Origin of the sequence: Rhizobium sp. P28RR-XV (assembly GCF_012641385.1) — a bacterium.
Lineage (GTDB): Bacteria > Pseudomonadota > Alphaproteobacteria > Rhizobiales > Rhizobiaceae > Rhizobium.
In genome coordinates, this window is record NZ_JABAIG010000010.1 from 250,273 (window position 1) to 270,354 (window position 20,082).

Annotated in this window: 22 protein-coding genes and 1 pseudogene; 3 read left to right on the top strand and 20 right to left on the bottom strand. The window is 60.6% G+C overall.

The window, feature by feature from the left end; genetic code table 11:
* Positions 1 to 26 precede the first annotated feature (26 nt).
* The 4 genes from HGP12_RS22345 to HGP12_RS22360 all read right to left on the bottom strand — a co-directional run bounded on the left by HGP12_RS22345 (position 27) and on the right by HGP12_RS22360 (position 2,116).
* Complete coding sequence (locus HGP12_RS22345) at positions 27 to 788, bottom strand: hypothetical protein (RefSeq protein ID WP_168842097.1); 762 nt, start codon at positions 786 to 788, stop codon at positions 27 to 29.
* 16 nt (positions 789 to 804) lie between these two features.
* Positions 805 to 1,062, bottom strand: a complete 258-nt coding sequence (locus HGP12_RS22350; RefSeq protein WP_068385602.1) for a hypothetical protein — start codon at positions 1,060 to 1,062, stop codon at positions 805 to 807.
* A 104-nt stretch (positions 1,063 to 1,166) separates the two neighbouring features.
* A complete protein-coding gene (locus HGP12_RS22355) occupies positions 1,167 to 1,601 on the bottom strand; it encodes a TIGR02301 family protein (protein WP_168842196.1) in 435 nt (144 codons plus the stop codon).
* A gap of 95 nt (positions 1,602 to 1,696) precedes the next feature.
* On the bottom strand, positions 1,697 to 2,116 hold the full coding sequence (locus tag HGP12_RS22360; RefSeq protein WP_168842098.1) for an NUDIX hydrolase: 420 nt from the start codon (positions 2,114 to 2,116) through the stop codon (positions 1,697 to 1,699).
* Between the two features lie 163 nt (positions 2,117 to 2,279).
* Here HGP12_RS22360 and HGP12_RS22365 point away from each other — a divergent pair, with 163 nt between their 5' ends.
* Positions 2,280 to 2,600 carry a YnfA family protein gene (locus HGP12_RS22365; RefSeq protein ID WP_168842099.1) on the top strand — a complete coding sequence of 107 codons (321 nt, stop codon included), beginning with the start codon at positions 2,280 to 2,282 and terminating at the stop codon, positions 2,598 to 2,600.
* 36 nt (positions 2,601 to 2,636) lie between these two features.
* Positions 2,637 to 3,401, top strand: a complete 765-nt coding sequence (locus HGP12_RS22370; RefSeq protein WP_168842100.1) for an SOS response-associated peptidase — start codon at positions 2,637 to 2,639, stop codon at positions 3,399 to 3,401.
* A 72-nt stretch (positions 3,402 to 3,473) separates the two neighbouring features.
* On the opposite strand, the gene HGP12_RS22375 is transcribed toward HGP12_RS22370, so the two are convergent.
* From HGP12_RS22375 to HGP12_RS22405, 7 genes are all read right to left on the bottom strand, one after another.
* A complete protein-coding gene (locus HGP12_RS22375; RefSeq protein ID WP_168842101.1) occupies positions 3,474 to 3,614 on the bottom strand; it encodes a hypothetical protein in 141 nt (46 codons plus the stop codon).
* A 314-nt stretch (positions 3,615 to 3,928) separates the two neighbouring features.
* Complete coding sequence (pssA, locus tag HGP12_RS22380; RefSeq protein WP_149636749.1) at positions 3,929 to 4,789, bottom strand: CDP-diacylglycerol--serine O-phosphatidyltransferase; 861 nt, start codon at positions 4,787 to 4,789, stop codon at positions 3,929 to 3,931.
* Positions 4,790 to 4,911: 122 nt separating this feature from the next.
* Positions 4,912 to 5,610: a phosphatidylserine decarboxylase gene (locus HGP12_RS22385; protein ID WP_168842102.1), complete on the bottom strand. Its 699-nt coding sequence runs from the start codon at positions 5,608 to 5,610 to the stop codon at positions 4,912 to 4,914.
* A 203-nt stretch (positions 5,611 to 5,813) separates the two neighbouring features.
* Entirely contained in the window at positions 5,814 to 6,356 is a 543-nt protein-coding gene (gene pyrE, locus HGP12_RS22390) for an orotate phosphoribosyltransferase (protein ID WP_168879627.1), read from the bottom strand.
* Positions 6,357 to 6,550: 194 nt separating this feature from the next.
* Positions 6,551 to 7,249: a phosphatase PAP2 family protein gene (locus HGP12_RS22395; protein WP_168842104.1), complete on the bottom strand. Its 699-nt coding sequence runs from the start codon at positions 7,247 to 7,249 to the stop codon at positions 6,551 to 6,553.
* A gap of 133 nt (positions 7,250 to 7,382) precedes the next feature.
* Entirely contained in the window at positions 7,383 to 9,269 is a 1,887-nt protein-coding gene (locus HGP12_RS22400) for an ABCB family ABC transporter ATP-binding protein/permease (protein WP_168842105.1), read from the bottom strand.
* 205 nt (positions 9,270 to 9,474) lie between these two features.
* Positions 9,475 to 11,523 (bottom strand): LysM peptidoglycan-binding domain-containing protein, encoded by a 2,049-nt coding sequence (locus HGP12_RS22405; RefSeq protein WP_168842197.1) that lies wholly within the window; start codon positions 11,521 to 11,523, stop codon positions 9,475 to 9,477.
* Positions 11,524 to 11,678: 155 nt separating this feature from the next.
* Here HGP12_RS22405 and HGP12_RS22410 point away from each other — a divergent pair, with 155 nt between their 5' ends.
* Complete coding sequence (locus tag HGP12_RS22410) at positions 11,679 to 12,302, top strand: TIGR00730 family Rossman fold protein (protein WP_168842106.1); 624 nt, start codon at positions 11,679 to 11,681, stop codon at positions 12,300 to 12,302.
* Between the two features lie 28 nt (positions 12,303 to 12,330).
* Here the strand turns inward: HGP12_RS22410 and rarD are convergent, their stop codons facing one another.
* The 9 genes and pseudogenes from rarD to HGP12_RS22455 all read right to left on the bottom strand — a co-directional run bounded on the left by rarD (position 12,331) and on the right by HGP12_RS22455 (position 20,032).
* Positions 12,331 to 13,242: an EamA family transporter RarD gene (gene rarD / locus HGP12_RS22415; RefSeq protein WP_168842107.1), complete on the bottom strand. Its 912-nt coding sequence runs from the start codon at positions 13,240 to 13,242 to the stop codon at positions 12,331 to 12,333.
* Positions 13,243 to 13,350: 108 nt separating this feature from the next.
* Complete coding sequence (gene cimA, locus HGP12_RS22420; protein ID WP_168842108.1) at positions 13,351 to 14,967, bottom strand: citramalate synthase; 1,617 nt, start codon at positions 14,965 to 14,967, stop codon at positions 13,351 to 13,353.
* A gap of 153 nt (positions 14,968 to 15,120) precedes the next feature.
* Entirely contained in the window at positions 15,121 to 16,080 is a 960-nt protein-coding gene (gene pip, locus HGP12_RS22425) for a prolyl aminopeptidase (protein WP_168842109.1), read from the bottom strand.
* On the bottom strand, positions 16,077 to 16,553 hold the full coding sequence (locus HGP12_RS22430) for a GFA family protein (RefSeq protein WP_168842110.1): 477 nt from the start codon (positions 16,551 to 16,553) through the stop codon (positions 16,077 to 16,079). Before HGP12_RS22430 ends, pip begins: the two co-directional genes overlap by 4 nt.
* Positions 16,546 to 17,037, bottom strand: coding sequence for a GFA family protein (locus HGP12_RS22435; protein WP_168842111.1), 492 nt, complete (start codon positions 17,035 to 17,037; stop codon positions 16,546 to 16,548). The genes HGP12_RS22430 and HGP12_RS22435 overlap by 8 nt, the downstream gene beginning before the upstream one ends.
* The gene (locus HGP12_RS22440; protein ID WP_168842112.1) at positions 17,034 to 17,516 is read right to left on the bottom strand and encodes a GFA family protein; all 483 of its coding nucleotides are present in this window, start codon (positions 17,514 to 17,516) and stop codon (positions 17,034 to 17,036) included. The genes HGP12_RS22435 and HGP12_RS22440 overlap by 4 nt, the downstream gene beginning before the upstream one ends.
* Positions 17,513 to 17,641, bottom strand: a pseudogene (locus HGP12_RS22445) (DUF559 domain-containing protein); the annotation flags it as partial. The gene HGP12_RS22440 and the pseudogene HGP12_RS22445, both read right to left, overlap by 4 nt.
* A 35-nt stretch (positions 17,642 to 17,676) precedes the next feature.
* Positions 17,677 to 19,068 (bottom strand): cysteine--tRNA ligase, encoded by a 1,392-nt coding sequence (cysS, locus tag HGP12_RS22450; protein WP_168842113.1) that lies wholly within the window; start codon positions 19,066 to 19,068, stop codon positions 17,677 to 17,679.
* Positions 19,069 to 19,291: 223 nt separating this feature from the next.
* Positions 19,292 to 20,032 (bottom strand): SDR family NAD(P)-dependent oxidoreductase, encoded by a 741-nt coding sequence (locus HGP12_RS22455; protein ID WP_168842114.1) that lies wholly within the window; start codon positions 20,030 to 20,032, stop codon positions 19,292 to 19,294.
* Between the last annotated feature and the right edge of the window lie 50 nt (positions 20,033 to 20,082).

Genomic DNA, 20,082 nt, shown 5'->3' on the forward strand with positions numbered 1-20,082 from the left:
GAGGAACCGCAAGTTCCCCGGCCGGATCATTCGCCCGAGGTGAAAAATTTCCAGCGGCCGTCCGGCGTGATGCCGACGCGATAGAAATTATAGCCGCCGAATTCCAGCATGTCGGCATAGTCGCCAGCCGTCACGATGCGCATCAGATCGACCTTTTCCGGCGTGGAAAGCGTCTTGATGTCCTTCTGGGCGAAGTAGGGCCAGACATAGACCTCATCAGGGGTTCCCTGGCCGATATGGGCAAAGCCGGTCGACATGATGTCGAGGAGAATCGACAGGATTTCGATGCCGTCGGGATCGCCCGAAAGATCGTGCAGGGTCTTGATCGGGTCTTCGCCGGGATCGTCGGCGGTGACCTGTGTCTGCTTCAGACCGCCGCCGACATTCATCAGCGGACGCAGGCGTTCGAGATCGCCGGAGGCGGCAGCTTCCACGATCGCCGTACGGAGCTTCTTTACCGGCTCGGGCGCCTTGTCGATGTCGAATAGGAACTCGGCCGATTTGTTGGCGTTCGAAGCGTCACCGCTGCTCTGGCTGGCCTGCTTGTTGATCAGCGGATCGGGGGACGGCAGCGTATTGTTGTTCGACGGCGCCTCCAGCGCCTGCTCGATCGGCTTCTCGTTCTTTTGCTGGGTGGATTGTGCTGCGTCCTTCGCCTGGGATGCCGGAGGATTGAGCTGGGAAAAGGCAAGGGCCGGTAACGGCAGGGCAGTGCTGCCCAAAAGCAGGGTCACGGCAGCAAGCGAGGCAATGGAACAGGAAAGCGCATTGCCCGGAAAGATACGCATAAGCAATCTCTGATTGTTATTGCAGGGTACGGTTCGGAGAGAATTCACCAGCCAGCATGCGTTCACGCAGCGATTCGAGCAAGGCTTCCGCGCCCTGTTCACCCTGATTGCGGATCGTCTCGCGAATGGCATGCGCAATGGCCGCGTCGGCGATGATCTCAGGCTCGATACCGTCAGCCATGCCGTCGGCCCACGCTTCATTCTGGTATTCCAGCGCTGCCTGCATCTTTTCATGGACGATCATGTCGTCGATTTCATTCAGGCTGGTTTCCATTGATTCTTTCCTTAAGACGTTCATGTCCTTACCACTTGCTTAACAACTTTATCAGCCTTTTCCCAAAACGACACGGCTCGCTATGAAAAGAGGTTAATAAAACGTCAATTTCCAAAGCGGGCGGTGATTTCTGTCGCCAGTGTTGCACCTTCGTTACGGTATCGCTCTTCCGCCACGAGAGCCTGCGGCGTGCAATTCGTGTAAACGGATGCGAAGGACCGATATCCACGGTTGAAAGCAGCCGTCAGCTTTTCCTTGCGTTTCTGCTCGCCCTTGGTCTCGGTATCGAGCAATTGCTGCATATCACCCCGCCATCCGTCTTCCCCTTTCGGACTGCAGAGATTGCGCAGATAGTCGATCGAGCCGAGAATTTCGGCGAGCCGGGAAAGCTGCTCGTCATAGGGTGCCGGCCGTTCGGCATTCGCTGCATCGGGCGCCTGAGCAGGTGGCGCGTTTGCTGCCGGCTGTGCCGCAGCGGGAAAGGCTGCGGCAAGCGCGGTGCAGATCAGAAGCGGTCGGCCAAGGCTGTTATGAATCATGTAACCATGTTGACCGGACAAGCATGACGTGAACAAGGCGCGGTAGGTGGTTTCCACGCCGATATTGCTCAGCATCGTTAATTTCGGGGGCCGAGCTATGCGTTTGCTGCAACAAGTCGTTCCACGCATTCGAGCACGCTGGCCGGAACAGGCAGGCGGCGCACCTCCTCCAGCGTGTACCAGCCTATGGCGGCTGCGTCGTCGGCCGCCTCTGCAACCGCATCCTCGTCGGCATCGACGAGGAAAACCGAAAGCAGAAAATGGCTCATGAGTGTTCCGTCGGCTGCATGGGAGCGCAGATCATAAGTCTCGAACAGACGTGGATTGCGGGCGGTTATGCCGGTCTCCTCCCTGAATTCGCGCAGCGCCGCATCATCAGGCGTTTCTCCTTCCTCGGCCCGTCCGCCCGGAAAGGCATACATATCGGCAGAGGGTGGCTTGCTGCGCAGCACCAGCAGGAAGCGGCCGTTGCGCTCGAGGATGGCGGAGGAGGCGGGGCGGGGTGGGGAGGTCATGGATCGCGTCGCATTCGAATGAGGAGATCGGGGCGGTGACCGGAGATCATCGGCGACCAAGCTCTACAGGAAACGACCCTTGCTGTCCTCCGGGAATGCCCCTTAACTCGCTGTCGATAGGCGCGGCGAGTCGCACGCGCCGAATGCGCGGGCGATCATCGGGATGATTTACGGACTATATGCCTTGGCTGCCTTGGCCGAAATTGCCGGCTGTTTTGCCTTCTGGGCCTGGCTCCGTCTGGCAAAGCCGGTCTGGTGGCTTGCGCCCGGCCTCGTCTCGCTGGCGCTCTTTGCCTGGCTGCTCGCATTGGTGCCGAGCGAGGCTGCCGGGCGCACCTTTGCCGCTTATGGCGGCGTCTATATCGTTGCCTCCATTCTCTGGCTCTGGTTGGCCGAAGGGCGGCTGCCGGATCGGTGGGACATATCAGGTGCCGCCGTTTGCCTCGCCGGCGCGGCGATCATTCTCTTCGGCCCTCGCGGTTGACTTGACCCGACGCCTTCAGGGTGCAAAACAAACGCCATGTGCGGACGTTTCGCTTTGACATCGACGGCAGACTACGTGGGGGAAGCGCTCGGCGTTCTGCTGAATGAGGGTTTTCCGGCGCGTTACAACATCGCGCCGACGCAGCCGATCCTCGTCGTCATCGCCGGCGACAGGCAGCTTCCGGGCAGCAACCTGCCGGATCGCCGCGCCCTGCTTGTGCGCTGGGGATTTACGCCGGCCTGGGTGAAGGATCCCAAGGAATTTCCGCTGCTGATCAATGCGCGGGCGGAAACGGCGATCGGCAAGGCCTCCTTCCGCGCCGCCATGCGCCATCGCCGCATCCTCATTCCCGCATCCGGTTTTTACGAATGGCATCGTCCTTCGAAGGAAAGCGGCGAGAAACCGCAAGCCTATTGGATCCGACCGCGCAACGGCGGCGTCATCGCCTTTGCCGGGCTGATGGAAACCTGGTCGTCGGCCGATGGTTCGGAGGTCGATACCGGCGCTATCCTGACGACAGCGGCAAACAGCGCAATCCGCTCCATCCATGACCGCATGCCCGTCGTCATCAAGCCGGAGGATTTCGCCCGCTGGCTCGATTGCAAGACGCAGGAGCCGCGTGACGTCCTCGATCTTATGACGCCGGTCCAGGAGGATTTTTTCGAGGCGATACCGGTTTCGGATCGCGTCAACAAGGTCGCCAATATGGGGCCAGACCTGCAGACACCCGTGGCGGTCGAGCCTGCCAAGAAACCGTCGAAGAAAGCAGATTCCGAGGATGGCCAGCTGAGCCTTCTCTGATCGGCCGCTATTGGGTGGCCAGAAAATGCTGCCTGCCGGCATCGGTCGGTGGCGGGCAGGGGCTCTGCGCTGTTAAGCGATCTTCTTCTTGAGAGGCTTGGTCTTCAGCATCAGATGAGCCGCAAGAACGGCTTTCAGGCCCAATGGGCGGTAATGCTTGCTGGGGTCGATCTTTGCTTGCGGTTGTGCCGCCTGATCTTTCTTCTGGGTCACGTCTCACTCCTCACCATGCTCTCCCGGAGCATTTCGTAGTTCACTATCAAGTAGTGCTATTTTCTTGAGAATCATGACAAATCGAAGGCGTTTTCCAATCAGCTTTTGTAAACAACGACCATATTTCGAGAGATTAGCGCCGAATCCTCGTGTAGAATCCGCACTGCCGCAATGTTTGAATTTGCCGAGAACCGAGGTTTTGGCCGCTCACTATTTGACGCGCGACCGATCGCCACGCCCCTGATTCGATAAGGGAAACTTACAGACTTGCGGTTGCACGGGAGCGATGCGGCCAAGACTTCGTAGCGTTTTGGCTAGATATGCCGACCGATATCGTCGTTGGAATCGTCGACGTCCGGATCGCCGGGACCATTGATGGTATAGGTGCCGTATTTCTTGGCCCAGGACCGCGCGCCGAAGGGTAGCGAGAGCAGATAGGCAACGACGGTCACCACCATGACATGCCACGTATAGCTCATCAGCATCGCGACATAGACGACAAGCCCGAGCATGATCGGCAGAACCAGGTCACGCCTTATGCGGCTGCCTTCCGATTTGCCGGACCAGACGGGCAGGCGGCTGACCAGAAGGAAGCCGATCAGAACGGTGTAGGCCGCACCCCAATAGGCGAAGGTGCGGTCCGGCGTCAGACCCAGAAAGCCGAGATAGACCGGCAACAGCACCAGCATGGCGCCGGCGGGCGCGGGCACGCCGACGAAATATTCCGACTGCCAGGAGGCCTTGTGCTCGCGCTCGGCCATGACGTTGAAGCGGGCAAGGCGAAGTCCGGCTGCGATCGTGTAGATCAGCGCGGCAATCCAGCCGAGGGAGCGGGCCTGGTCGAGCAGGAAGACATAGACGACAAGCGCTGGAGCGACGCCGAAATTGACGATATCGGCGAGCGAATCCATCTGCGCGCCGAATTTCGAAGTCGCCTTCATCAGCCGCGCCACGCGCCCGTCGACGCCGTCAAGAAAGGCGGCGACCAGCACTGCGACGACGGCAAGCTCGTAGCGGTTTTCGAACGCGAGACGAATGCCCGTCAGGCCCGCGCAGATTGCCAGAACGGTAATCATGTTCGGCACGATCAGCCGCAGCGGGATTTCCCGAAGACGCGGTCCACGCGCTTCGTCATTAGGCCCATGCGGCTCGAAAGGCGGAAAAGGCGTCTTCATCTCGTTCGTGTTCCTAGAGCAATTCCAGCAAAACTGCGAAGCAGGGTTACGTCCGGAATCGCGTGAAAACAATGATATGGAGCATTTCCGTCATTCTGTTTAGAGCGGAAATGCTCCAGGGCTCAGCTGCGGCGGCTAAGGGTTGCGCCCTTTGCCGAGCCGAATTCGGCAATGACGGTTTCGCCGGCGATCGCCCGTTGGCCGACGGCAACGCGCGCCGATGCGCCCTCGGGCAGGAAGATATCAAGGCGCGAGCCGAAGCGGATCAGGCCGATGCGCTCGCCGGCATCCAGCGGCTCGTCCGGGTTAACGAAGCAGAGAATGCGGCGTGCGACGAGGCCGGCGATCTGCACGACGCCGATTTCGCCATGCTTGGTCTCGATGACGAGGCCGTTGCGCTCGTTCTGTTCGCTGGCCTTGTCGAGTTCGGCATTGAGGAAGCTGCCCTGGCGATAGGCGATGCTGGTGATGCGGCCGCGCATCGGCGAACGATTCACATGGCAGTCGAAGACGTTCATGAAGATCGAGATGCGCAGCATCGGCTGGGTGCCGAGATTGAGCTCCGCCGGCGGTGTCACCATCTGCACGCCGGAGACCTTGCCGTCTGCCGGCGATATCGCAAGATCGTCGTCCTGCGGCGTCATGCGCTCGGGATCGCGGAAGAAGTAGGCGCACCAGAGCGTGAGGATCAGGCCGATCCAGAAGAGCGGCTTGAAGATCCAGCCCAGTACGAGCGACGCGACGAAGAAACCTGCAACGAAGGGATAGCCTTCCTTGTGTACCGGAACGATGACGTTGCGTACGCTGTTCAATAAGCTCATCTATGGCCTACTCCGTTAGGGCACCCTCCCCAAAAACCGGGTCGCGGTCACGGGAAGAGATCATGCCGGTCAAAAGAATGCGAATAAGATACGCAGTCTTGCTCTGATTACCAGTCGAGCGTGACTACAGGCAAACGCTGTCATGGGCAATGCTCTCGCACGCTCGCCCCCAGCGCAATCCCATTCTCGGCCGATACATATGTCTATCTGGCGTTTTCCAGATCTGCTCTCGTAAAAACGGGCAAGACGGGAAGTCGTGGAAGGCCTTGGATCGCAGGGGCACCCTCTCCACGCCAGATCGCACAGACAACGGCAAGAATGTGCGCCTGTGAGCCGATTGCCAGGTGATAGGCATCCTTCACCGCGCCGCCAGTCGAAATCACATCCTCGATGAACGTTACCCGGCGTCCGGCAACGTCTTGTCCCTCGATTGCCTGGCATGTTCCATAGGTCTTTGCCTCCTTGCGAACGAAGGCCGCGGGGATGCCAGTCTCCAGCGAGATTGCCGTCACGAGCGGGATGCCTCCCAATTCCAGGCCGGCAACGACTTCGGTTTCGGCCGGGATGAGATCGGCCATGGCGCGTGCCAGCGGTTTCAGCAGCGAAGGCATGCCTTCAAAGCGGTATTTGTCGAAATACCGGTTGGAAATCTGGCCGGAACGGAGTTCGAATTCGCCTTCCAACGTCGCCACCTCGGCGATGCGCCGGGCGAGATCGCTTCTGGTTCCAATTACCCCGTCTGTCATCGTTCAACTCCTTCATGCCGCAATATCCCGCGTATACGCGGGAATCATGCAGCCGCAAACCACATGATGTCTTGGAGAGGCGCGATGCAGGATGCAGATTTGCTTAGGTCTCGCATCCTTGCCCGGTTCGGGGCGAATAAGGCAAAGCCGCCGGAGGTTATCCGGCGGCTCGGGCATTTGCTGCAGTTCGGAAATCAGAGGCCGAGAGCGGCGCGCAGCTCCGCCTTGGCGCCTTCATATTCGCTCTTATAGTCGTCATGCGTCATGATGGTTTCGGCGATGACGGTGCCCGCAATATGGGCGGCTTCGATATCGGAGGCGTAGTGAATGCCGCCGACGATGCGGTTGTGGCCATATTCCCAGGCGCGGGTCATGATGACGGCGCGTTTTTCCGGCACCATGTTCGACAGCACGATGCCCATCAGCGTGCCGAGCGTGGCGTGGCCGGACGGATAGGAGCCGGACTTGGAGAGCGGCACGATGGGCTTGACCAGATCGCTGTAGAGATGCGGGCGCGGGCGCTTCCAGACATTCTTGGCCGGATCGACAACGGCGCCTTCGGTTTCGACGATGCGATCGAAGAAGGCCGAGAATTTCGGCAGGTTTTCCTTGGTGAATTTCGGATTGTCGATGACGTCGGAGAAGCGCCAGACATTCTCTTCCGCATCGGCCACGGCGCGAGCCGCCATTTCCGGCGTGCGGGTCACCTGGATCGTCAGGATTTCGCCGAGCTCCGCCTTCATCTGCGCGGAATCATTGGCGGGCGGAGGCGGCAGCAGATCGAGGAGATTGATCTCCTTGGCATCGGCGAACGGCTTGGCATCCTCGGCAAACACCGGCGAGGCAAGGCCGACGAAGAGCAATATGCTTAAAGCTTTGACAGAAGTACGCATTTTGGGGGCTCCGTTGAAAGGACCCTCGTACCTAGCAAGCTGTCATCTCAGCCTCGTGACAGCAGTCCGTGCATAATTCGTCGTACCGTTTCCGTGGCCGGAGCCTGATGGTGCGGACTTTGCGGAGGCTGGCTCAGCTTGCCGGCGCCAGCCGGTCGACCACGCCGAGATCGTCGCTTTCGCGCACCTGCTTCAGATGTTCTTCGGCCTGCGTTGCCTCGCGCTGGCGGTTCCACATGGAGGCATATAGTCCATTCTGCGCCAGAAGATCCGCATGCGTGCCGCGCTCGGCGATCACGCCGCTTTTCAGCACGATGATCTCGTCCGCGCCGATCACCGTCGAAAGGCGATGCGCGATGACCAATGTCGTACGATTCTTCGAAACGACATCGAGGGCAGCCTGTATTTCACGCTCGGTCGTCGTGTCGAGCGCCGAGGTCGCTTCGTCGAGGATCAGGACCGGCGGCGCCTTGAGAATGGTGCGCGCGATCGCGACACGCTGCTTTTCGCCGCCCGACAATTTGAGACCGCGTTCCCCGACCTTCGTATCGAAGCCCTCGGGCAGAACGCGGATGAACTCGCCGATCTGAGCGATTTCGGCTGCAGCCGTCACCTCGGCATCGCTCGCGGCCGGCCTGCCATAGCGGATGTTGTAGGCGATGGTGTCGTTGAAGAGTACGGTATCCTGCGGCACCATGCCGATGACCTTGCGCAGGCTTTTCTGCGTCACGGTGCGCAGGTCCTGGCCATCGATGGTGATGGAACCGCCTTGCACGTCGTAGAAACGATAGAGCAGGCGCGACAGCGTCGATTTTCCGGCACCCGAAGGCCCGACAACGGCGACGGTCTTGCCGGCCGGCACCTCGAAGGAAATGCCCTTCAGGATCGGCCTTGCCGGATCATAGGCAAACTGCACGTCCTTGAACGAGATCGCGCCGCTGCCGATTACCAGTTCCTTGGCGCCGGGTGCATCGACCACTTCGGGCCTGACTTCCAGCAGATCGAACATTTCCTCGATATCAGTCAGACCCTGGCGTATCTCGCGATAGACGAAGCCTATGAAATTCAGCGGCACCGAAAGCTGCAAAAGCATCGCGTTGATGAAGACGAAGTCCCCGACAGTCTGGTGGCCGTTCAGAACCGACAAGCCGGAAATGACCAGCATGACGGTCGTGCCGAGGCCGAAGATCACGCCCTGGCCGAAGTTCAGCCAGCCGAGCGACGTCCAGACGCTGGTGGCGGCCTTCTCATAGCGTGCCATCGACTGATCGAAGCGCTTGGCCTCCATCTCCTCGTTGCCGAAATATTTGACCGTTTCGAAGTTGAGGAGCGAATCGATCGCCTTCGTATTGGCGTCCGTGTCGCTGTCGTTCATCGTACGGCGGATGGAGATGCGCCAGTCGCTCGCCTTGACGGTGAACCAGATGTAGAGCCAGACCGTAACCGCCGTCACGGCGAGATAGGAGAAGCCGTAGCCGCGCCAGAAGATGATGGCGGTCAGCAGGAACTCGATGAAGGTCGGAAACGTATTGAGGATGGTGAAGCGGACAATGGTCTCGATGCCTTTCGTGCCGCGTTCGATGATGCGCGAGAGGCCGCCGGTCTTTCGTTCCAGATGGAAGCGCAGCGACAATTCGTGCATGTGCACGAATGTCTTGTAGGCGAGCTGGCGAACGGCATATTGGCCGACGCTCGCAAACAGCGCATCGCGCAGCTGGTTGAGGCCGAGCTGGATCAGGCGTGTCAGATTGGTGGCGACGATCAATGCGATGGCGCCGACCATGAAGGCCGGCAGGATGCCCTGCATGTCGAGCTTGCCGTTCAGCGCATCGACGGACCATTTGAAGAAATAGGGAACCAGCAGCAGGAAGAATTTGGAGACCAGCAGGAAGACGGTCGCCCAGACGACGCGCATCTTCAGGTCCATGCGCCCGCTCGGCCACATATAGGGCCAGAGATTGACGATCGTATTCATCGGATTGCTGGAATCCGCCGATATCGTTTTGTTGCGGTCAGCCATGTCCGTCTCCGGCAAATGATTGGGACAGCCTGGCGCGGCAACCATTGCGCGGCTGGCTGTGAAACCTTCGCATGTGGGGCAAGGCCGTTCGGCGAAGGCGATGAAGGTCGCGCGACGCTTACACTATTTTTATGACGCATAAAAGCGTTGGCCAGGCGCTGACGGCGCCTGGCCAATGACGATGGTCCCGGTGGAAGACTGTTGCCTAGAGATGTTCGCCGGACAGCCGCTTGCGGTGAAGCTCCTCGGCATTCGGCAGCGCATCCTTCGGCAGCCCGAAGACCTGGCCGGGAAGGATCCGGTCCGGATTGTTGATCTTGTCCTCGTTCGCCAGGTAGATGGTCGTATAGCGCACGCCGGCGCCATAGATGCGGCGTGAGATCTGCCAGAGCGTATCGCCACGACGGATGATGACGGCATTGGTGTCCTGCGAAAGCGGCGCCTGCTCCAGCGTTTTCGGGCCGCTTTCGCTGGAGGAAACCTCCACGTTCGGTTTTGCCGGCGATGTCTGCGCGGGGACGGTAACGGCTGCAACAAGCTGTTCGAGGCCCGGCAGCGCCGCGCCGATCGATTTCGCATCCTTCGGCAGGGCCTGCAATGCGCCCAGCGCCTTGACCGCAGCTCTTACGGCGTCGGCCGCGGCCTTTTTCAGATCCGCGGTGGCGTTGATGGACGGACGAAATTCCGAAAGCGATTTCAGCGCGATTTCCGTGCCGGAGCGAGCCGCGGCGAGCTGTTCGGCATTTGGCTGCTTGCCGTCGGTAAACAGGCCCTTGAGCAGCGCGAAGGCTTTGGCGGCACCTTCCTTGAGCTTGGCGAGCTCACCTTCGTCGAGCGGCACCATGCTTGTGGCGGCCGACTGTCCCTGGCCATTGGCGGCAGCCGGCACCTGAGCCGCCACCGTCACCTGATTGCCCTCTGGGCGCGTGAAGTTGACGCTGGTGCGAACGATGACCTTGCCGGCTCCGTCGAGCACGTCGACGCGGATCTTGTGATCGCCGACGGCTAGCGGCATCGGTCCGTCGACGACGAAATGGCCGTCTCCTTCCGCAACGTTTTCGCCGATGAGCTTCTCGTCGGCGTAGGCGCGCACCTTGGCATTCGATTTCGTGCTGCCGGCAACGAAGATATGGTCGTTTTCGATTTCGACGGCGTTGACCATGACGTCGGGACCTGCATCCATCTTCGCCGTCGGCGGCGCTGTCGTGCCGGCTGCAGGGTTGGCGGATGCGACAACCGCGCCGTCCTGTTTGGCACCTGCTGCCGCGGTGCCGTCCAGTGCTTTCGTCTGCGGGTCGGCAGCCGACGCATTCTGCTCGGTGGACGTTACGCGACCCTGCTTGGCCGAGGGAGCGGTGATGATGCGGCTTGCAGCGCCCGGCTTGGAGACCATGGCGAGAAGCTGTGTCGAATCGTCTTTCGGCACGGAGACGGTCGCTACTTCCTCGGAGGTGGCAACCTTGCCGTCCTTGCCGGTTGCCCGGAGCATCAATTCATGGTCGCCGGGCGGCAGCGGATTGTCGAGGACGGCGGCAAAGTCGCCACTGGGGCCGACATTGGTGGTCGTAACCACTTTTTCCCCGTCGACGATCTCCAGTTTCGCGTTCGGCTCGGCCGAGCCGGCAATGACGGTTGAGCCGTCCGGCTCGACACGCAGCACGTCGAATGACGGTACCTGAGACTTCCCAGCCGCGTCGGTCCCAGATGCTGTTTGGCCCGTCAGTGCCGCCGTTGCCTTGTCGATCGCGCTGCCGGCTTCGGCGGCGTTGTCGGGGAGAGATTGGGTGATGGCGAGCGCCTTGGCTGCGCCGTCCTGTATCTTCTTCACGAGCCCCGTCGTTGTCGCGTCGATGCCTTGCGGAAGGGCGAAGCCGACGATCGACTGCAGCGCCGTGATCGCCTTCGTCTTTGCGGCCGCGAAGGCGTCCTGCGCCGGGGTGGCTCCATCCTTGAATAGCGCCTTGAGATCGGTAAGCGAAGCCGTGGCAGCCCCCGTCAGGTCGGTGAGCTTTTTGGCAAGATCGGCGGTGTTAACGGCGCTCGATGCGGCATTCTGCGTGGTCTTGTTCGCGGTCTCGCCAGCCTTCTGCGCGTTTTCCTCGATCGTATTCTTCACCGCATCGCCGGCCTGATTGACGGCGCTGCCGATCGGGTTCTTGTCGCCGTTGATGCGTGGCATCACGAAAAAGACCATCAACAGGGTCGCAATTGCCAACACCAACAGAGCCAGCCAACCGGCACGGTTCTTCATCATCATTCATCTCCACGCGGCGAAGTCGTCGCAACTCCTAAAATTGCTAGCGATTTCGCCTGCTTTTACAAGCTTTCTCAGCCATTTTCGCATGTTCCGACGCAAGTTTTCCTTTGAAAAATCTTGACTGAGCATCTGCAGCATAGTTGTTTGGAACCATGACCGACGATTCTGCGCCAATTCGATCCATTTGCGTTTATTGCGGCTCAAGGCCGGGGCGCGATCCCTCCCATATGGCTGCTGGCCGCGAACTGGGCAAAAGCATTGCCGAAAACGGCCTGCGCCTGATCTATGGCGGCGGAACGAAAGGCATCATGGGCGCCGTCGCAAGCGGTGTCCTGTCGCATGGCGGCCAGGTCACGGGCATCATCCCGGAATTTCTCGTCGACATGGAAGCGACGCGCCATTCGCTCGGTCAGCTCGACGAACTTATCATAACGCCTGATATGCATGCACGCAAACATGGCATGTTCGAGCGCGCCGATGCCTTCGTGGCATTGCCCGGCGGTATCGGCACGCTGGAAGAGATCGTCGAGATCATGACCTGGGGCCAGCTCGGCCGCCACGAAAAGCCGATGGTCTTCGCCAACATCAACGGTTTCTGGGATCCGATGATGGAGCTCATCCGCCATATGACGGAAGAGGGCTTCGTCCATACCGCCCACCGCGTCCAGCCGCTGGTCATCGACAAGATCGCCGATATCATCCCGGCGATCCGCAAACACGCCGCCGAGACACATGGCGACCGCGGCGGCGAAGAGGCCGTTATCTCTAAGCTCTGATTAGCGATTTGCTAACCATACCACGCCGTTAGCGCCCTCTGCTCTGACGCAGCATCGACCAGCTATAGAGCACGAGACCGGCCCAGATCAGCGAGAATGCAATCAGCTGCGTCGTGCCGAAGGGTTCCTTGAACAGGAAGACGGCAATCAGGAAGACCATCGTCGGCACGATGTACTGCATGATGCCGATGGTCGACATTCTGAGAAGCTTCGCGCCGTTGGCGAAGATCATCAGCGGCAGCGCCGTCACAAGTCCGCAGCCGAGCAGAAGTGCGGTGTCCGCGAGGCCGGTCTGGTAGAAATGGCCTTCGCCGCGCGCCTCCAGATAGAGAATATACAGCATCGCCGGAATGCAGAGCAGCAGCACCTCGATGAAGAAGCCCTGATTGGCACCGACAGGCAGCGTCTTGCGGAAAAAGGCGTAGAAGCCCCAAGAGAAGGTCAGCGACAGGGCGACCCAGGGCAGGGTGCCGGCCTTGACGGTCAGGATGATGACGGCTGTCGCCGCCAGGCCGATCGCGACGATCTGCGTCGGTGCCAGCTTTTCCTTGAGAAGGATGGCACCGAGAGCGATGCTGAACAGCGGGTTGATGAAGTAACCGAGAGCCGCATCGAGCGAATGGCCGGCCCCGATCGCCCAGACATAAGTTCCCCAGTTGATGGTGACGAGCGCGGCCGTCAGCGACGCCATGGCGATTGTCCGCGGATTGTGAAACGCCGCCTTCACGTCACCCAGGCGTCCAAGCGCCAGCAGCACGATGCCGGCGACGGGAACCGACCAGACGATGCGATGGGCGATGACCTCGAAAGCCGGTATATGCGCCATGGCTTTCATATAGAGCGGCAGGATGCCCCAGAAGAGATAGGCCGTCATCGCGAAGCCGAAGCCCCGGACAGCATCGTTGTTCTTGATTTCCGGTTTCACCGCATCGGTGGCCATGAATTTTCCCGTCTTTCACGATTATTTGAGACGGGATTACTCCAATGCGTGCCGCGTGGCTAATTCATTTCCTTGACGGCATCGTCAAGCTTTTTGATGGGCGGCGGATCACTCCGCCGCTATTCTGCCCGCCATATGCCGGTTCTTCATCAGCTTGTAGATGACGGAATCCATCAGCGCCTGAAACGACGCGTCGATGATGTTTTCGGAGACGCCGACCGTCCACCAGCGCACGCCGCTGCTGTCTGTGGATTCGATCAGGACACGGGTTATGGCCTCCGTACCGCCATTGAGGATACGCACCTTGAAATCAGCCAGCTCCAGATCGTCGATCTCGTGCTGGTATTTGCCGAAATTCTTGCGCAGCGCCAGGTCGAGCGCATTGACCGGGCCGTCGCCCTCGGCGACCGACATGATGGTATCGCCGTCGATGATGATCTTGACCACCGCTTCCGAGACGATCTTTACTTGACCGTGGGAATCGAAACGGCGCTCGACCATGACGCGAAATCCGTCGACCGCGAAGAATTCCGGGATGGTGCCGAGCGTGCGGCGTGCCAGCAGCTCGAAGCTTGCGTCAGCTCCTTCGTAGGCATAGCCCGTCGCTTCGCGTTCCTTGACGATCTGGATCAGCCGGTCGAGCTTCGGATCATCCTTGCCGACATCGATGCCGCGACGCTTCAGAGCGTTTATGAAGTTCGACTTCCCGCCCTGATCGGACACCATGACCTTGCGGAAGTTGCCGACGCTTTCCGGCGGCACATGCTCGTATGTGCGGGGATCCTTGAGCAGCGCCGAGGCATGGATGCCGGCTTTGGTGGCAAAGGCCGAGGCGCCGACATAGGGAGCCTGATAGTCGGGTGATCGGTTCAGGAGCTCGTCGAAGGCGTGCGAAAGACGTGTAAGGCCGACGAGCCGCTCCGCATCGATCGTCGTCTCGAAACGCTCGCTATAGGCTCTTTTCAACGCCAGCGTCGGGATCAGCGTGATCAGGTTGGCATTGCCGCAGCGCTCACCGACGCCGTTCAGCGTTCCCTGGATCTGCCGGACGCCGGCTTCGACCGCGACGAGCGAATTGGCGACCGCTTGTCCGGTGTCGTTATGGGCGTGGATGCCAAGACAGTGCCCGGGAACGCCGCAGGCGATGACCGCCTCGACGATGGCGCGGACCTCCGGCGGCTGCGTGCCGCCATTGGTGTCGCAGAGCACGACCCAGCGCGCTCCGGCGTCATAGGCCGTCCTGGCGCAGGCAAGCGCATAGGTCGGATTGGCCTTGTAGCCGTCGAAGAAGTGCTCGCAATCGACCAGAGCTTCCTTGCCGGCGCCGACGGCCGCCTTGACGCTCTCGGCGATGCTTTCGAGATTCTCCTCGTTGGTACAGCCGAGAGCCACCTTGACGTGATAGTCCCAGCTCTTGGCGACGAAACAGATCGCGTCGGATTTCGCCTGCAGCAGGCTGGCGAGGCCCGGATCGTTGGAGGCGGAGACGCCGGCGCGTTTCGTCATGCCGAAGGCAACGAAGGAGGCCGATTGCGTGCGCTTCTCGCTGAAGAAAGCCGTATCGGTCGGGTTGGCGCCGGGATAGCCACCTTCGATATAATCCAGGCCGAACTCATCCAGCATGGTCGCGATGGCAATCTTGTCCTCGACCGAGAAATCGATGCCGGGGGTCTGCTGCCCGTCGCGGAGCGTCGTGTCGAAGAGATAGATTTTTTCGCGTGTCATACTGTTTCCTCCGGCGAACCGGTTTTGATAGTGGGGCGCCCCTCATCCGTCCCATCTCGGTTTCACGTTGCTAAACCGTTCGAGGCCACCTTCTCCCCGTCCTGAGCCTGTCGAAGGATGGGGAGAGGGCTAGGGTGAGGGGCCTTATTAGGCCTATTCTTTCCCTGCAAACTTATCTGTCGCTCGAATCAGCCGATCCAGGATGCCGGGCTCCGAATAGGCGTGGCCCGCACCTTCGATCAGATGAAACTCCGCCTTCGGCCAGGCCTTATGCAGTGCCCAGGCGTATTTGGCCGGGCAGGGCATGTCATAGCGGCCATGGACGATGACGCCGGGAATGTCCTTCAGTCTATGCGCGTCGCGCAGCAGCTGGCCTTCCTCGAGCCAGCCGGCATTGACGAAGAAATGATTCTCGATGCGGGCGAACGCATGCGCATATTCCGCCTCGGTGAACTTATCACTGGTGGACGGTTCCGGCAGCAGCGTGATCGTCTCGCCCTCCCAGATCGACCATGCCTTTGCGGCCTCCAGGCGGATGGCCTTGTCCGGATGCGTGAGGCGGCGGTGATAGGCGAGCATCATTTCGTGCCGCTCTTCCGGCGGGATCGGTGCGACGAAGCGTTCCCATTTGTCGGGGAACATCTCCGATACGCCGAACTGATAATACCAATCGAGTTCGGCTCTGGTCAGCGTGTAGATGCCGCGCACGACCAGCTCCGAAACCCGCTCCGGATGCGTTTCGGAATAGGCGAGCGCCAGCGTCGAGCCCCAGGAGCCGCCGAAAACAAGCCATTTCTCCACGCCGGCCATTTGCCGCAGTCGCTCGATATCGGCAACCAGATGCCAGGTCGTGTTGGCTTCCAGGCCGGCATGCGGTGTCGAGCGTCCGCAGCCGCGCTGGTCGAACAGCATCACGTCGTAAAGCGCCGGATCGAATACGCGGCGATGGCTCGGCGAAATGCCGCCGCCCGGGCCGCCATGCAGGAAGACGGCCGGCTTGGCGCCCGGCGTTCCCACGCGTTCCCAGTAGATCACATGACCGTCGCCGACATCGAGATGGCCCGAGGCGTAGGGTTCGATCTCCGGATAAAGCGTCCGCAGTATCTCCGTCATATTTTCAGCCCTTCCGCCGGCCAGACATCCGTATCGTGATCGGGATGCTGGAAGGAAATGATCTGCTCCTGCCGCGAGTAGAAGTCCGGATCCTGATGGACGGGCTTTTCGAAGATCGTCTCCACCCAGGGCAGGCGATAGGCATGGTTGACCTGGATCTGCGGCGCGAGATCGTCGCGCTCGTCGAAGGCGCCGATGGCGATTTCGAGGCCGCCCGGATGACGGTAGGTCAGCGGCGTTCCGCAGTTCTTGCAGAAGCCGCGGTCGATATTGACCGATGACTGGAAATAGGTCGGCTCGCCGCGCGTCCATTCCAAACCGTCTTCAGGTGCCGTAACGAGGGCGGAGAAGAAGCTGCCGAACTGCTTCTGGCACATGCGGCAATGGCAGATCGAGGGGCGGCCGAGCTGACCCCGAATGCGGAACCGCACCGCCCCGCATTGGCATCCTCCGCTTCTGGTGACTTCAGTCATGGCGCTTCTCCTCTGGCCAGCTTGAGGTATCGTGATCGGGATGTTGATGATTGGAGAGCTTGATCGATACCGCACGATCTGAGCTATCCTCATCTGGTTCCATCGGCAGCACATCGAGCGCATGGAACCAGGGCATCTTTCCCGCAAGGTTCGATTGCGCGACGGGTTGGACCGTCGCTGGCTCATCCAATGAACCAAGTGTCACATTGATGGAATCCGTGCCGGGAACATCATAGAACAATGGCGTCCCACAGGTGCCGCAAAACCCGCGACGCACGAGATCGGACGAATGAAACCATGAAGGTTCGCCGCGAGTGAGCTCGAAATCAGCACGTTGGACGTTCCCTAGCGGCAGGGCATAATTGCCGGAAGCCTTCTGGCACATGCGGCAATGGCAGAGATGCGGATAGCCGAGAGCGCCGGTGGCGCGATAGCGAACCGCGCCGCACTGGCAGCCACCGCTGTATCTCTCCGTGATTGTCATTTGCCGGCCTCCGGCGGCCATGCCGCCGTATCGTGATCGGGATGTTGGTAGGACACGATGTTCACCACGAAGGGCGCTTGCGCGGCATCTTCCTCCGTCGAATGTCCGGGCAGCAGATGCAGTCGGTCGACGAAGCCGATCTTGGCTTCCGTGCCATATTGCACGACGGGCGGCAGGCTTGGCGGATCGTCGAAGGCGCCAGCCGCGACCGCAATGCCATCAGGCGCTTCATAGGTCAGCGGCGTGCCGCAGTCCCCGCAGAAACCGCGCTTCACATAGTTCGACGATTGGAACAGCTTCCGCTCGCCGCGTGTCCATGTGAGTTCGGCGCCGCGCGTCGAGACCAGCGGCGCATAATAGGCGCCGAAAGCCTTCTGGCACATGCGGCAATGACAGATCGACGCGTCCTTCAATTCGCCCCGCACCCGGAAGCGAACCGCGCCGCACTGACAGCCACCGGTATAGGTCGAGACGGTCATGATCTATCCTTTCCAGCGACGAGGAAGATATGTGTGCAGACATTGTCTATGTCGTTCAGGACGTCGTCGTTCCAGAAGCGCAGGACGGCCCAGCCTTCTGCTCGGCGTGCGTTGTTGCGGATTTTGGGCGGGACTGGAGTATGCGGCAAAGTAACTAAGCTCACCGCTTGATCTCCCAAGTCGTGATGCGCTCGCCCGTTACCGGATCTTTGCCATCTTTCAGCTGGATGCCTCTTGCCGCAAGTTCATCGCGAAGCCTGTCGGCCTCGGCGAAGTTCTTGGCCTTCAGCAACTCCAGGCGTTCACGCACCTTGGCATCGATTTCCATGACAACGGCTTCGTCGACCTCCGCCTTCTTTGGCAGTAGGCCGAGAAGATCGGCGCTTGCCGCGAAGACGGGCAGGAGGCTGGCATCGGCATTGGCCGCCTGTGCCAGCGCATGTATTGCCTGAATGGCGGCAACGGTGTTGAGGTCGTCGGCGAGGGCGGCGAGGATCGTCTGATCCGGCGCGGCGGCGCCAACCTCCGCTGCCGGCCATCTGGCGATCAGCCGTTCGGCTTCCTCAAGGCGCTTCACGGAAAAGTCGATCGGCTCGCGATAATGCGTCATCAGCATGGCAAGCCGCAATACTTCGCCCGGCCAAGTCCGGCCGCCGAGCTTCTCCGACTGCAGCAACTCATGGATGGTGACGAAATTGCCTTCCGATTTCGACATCTTGCGGCCTTCGACCTGCACGAAGCCGTTGTGCATCCAGACATTCGCCATCGTATGCGTGCCATGTGCACAACGCGACTGGGCGATTTCGTTTTCATGATGCGGGAAGATCAGGTCCAGGCCGCCGCCATGAATATCGAAGATATTGCCGAGATAGCGGCCGCTCATGGCCGAGCACTCGATATGCCAGCCCGGACGGCCACGGCCCCACGGGCTTTCCCAGCCGGGCTCGTTCTCGTCCGACAGCTTCCAGAGCACGAAATCGCCAGGGCTCTTCTTGTGTTCGTCGACCGCGACGCGAGCGCCCGCCTGCTGCTCATCGAGATTGCGCTTTGACAACTGACCGTAATCGGCCATCGACTTGGTGTCGAACAGCACCTCGCCGGCTGCCCGATAGGCATGCCCCTTGGCGATCAGCGTCTCTATGATTGCGATCATCTGTGCGATATTATCGGTCGCCCGCGGCTGCACCGGCGGTTCCAGGCAGCCCAGCGCCGTCGTATCCTCGCGATACTGCCGCTCGGTCTTCTCCGTCACCAGGCGGATCGCGTCGTTCAGCGGCAGGCCGGGATGGTCGCGCAGCGCGCGCGCGTTGATCTTGTCGTCGACATCGGTGATGTTGCGGACATAGGTGACATGGCTTTCGCCATAGAGATGGCGTAGCAGCCGGAACAGGACATCGAAGACGATGGCGGGCCGGGCATTGCCGATATGGGCGAAATCGTAGACCGTGGGGCCGCAGACATACATGCGGACGTTGTTGCGGTCGATCGGCTGGAAATCGACCTTTTCGCGTGTCAGCGTGTTGTAGAACTTCAGTTGCGGCTCGGCGGCCATGTCACTCTCCCAAGGCATAAATCCGAAAAAATACCGTCGCCGGCAGGCCGGACGTTTGTCATCTTGGATTTTGGGAGACGAAAACGGCCAGGCCAGCGAAGCGCTAGCGAATAATCTTCCGGCAGATAATGCAGATAACCGTTTTCATGGGCGGCTTTATCGCGCGCCGGAAGAATTTGGTCAAGTGGGAACGCTTTCTCTGAGGTATGGGGAGGAGCTGTTTTTATTCCGGCATCCGGTAGTCGACGAGCTTGTTCTCGCGCACGACGAAGAGCTTGCCGGTTTCGGTGACGTCGGGGCCGACGAGCGGCAGGATCGCCTGGGCGACCTCACGGGGATGCGGCAGCGTATCCGGATCTTCGCCGGGCATGGCTTGGGCGCGCATGGCGGTGCGGGTGGCGCCGGGGTCGACGCTGGTGACGCGCAGCGGCGTGCTCTGCGTTTCCCCGGCCCAGGTCCGCGCCAGCGCCTCGACGGCGGCCTTGGATGCGGAGTAGGGACCCCAGAAAGGCCGGCAGCGATGTGCGGCGGCCGACGATAGGATGACCGCGCGTCCGGCCTCGGAACGCATCAGCAGTGGCTCGACGGAGCGGATCAGCCGCCAGGTGGCGGTGACGTTGATGGTCATCACCTTCTCGAATACCTTCGCCTCGACATGGCCGATCGGCGAGATCACGCCGAGAACGCCGGCATTGGCGACGAGGATGTCGAGCTTGCCCCAGCGTTCGAAGATCGAGCCGCCGAGAGCATCGATGGCGTTCATATCCGAGAGGTCGAAGGGCACCAGCGTTGCCGAGCCGCCGGCTGCCTTGATGGCGTCGTCCAGCTCCTCAAGTCCGCCGACCGTGCGCGCGCAGGCGATCACATGCGCACCCGCCTTGGCCAATTCCAATGCCGTGAAATAACCGATGCCGCGCGATGCGCCCGTGACGAGGGCGATCTTGTCCTTGAGATTGACGCTCATGCTGTCCTGATCCGAATGCGTGGAAGAGAAAAAGGGGCAAGAATGCCCCT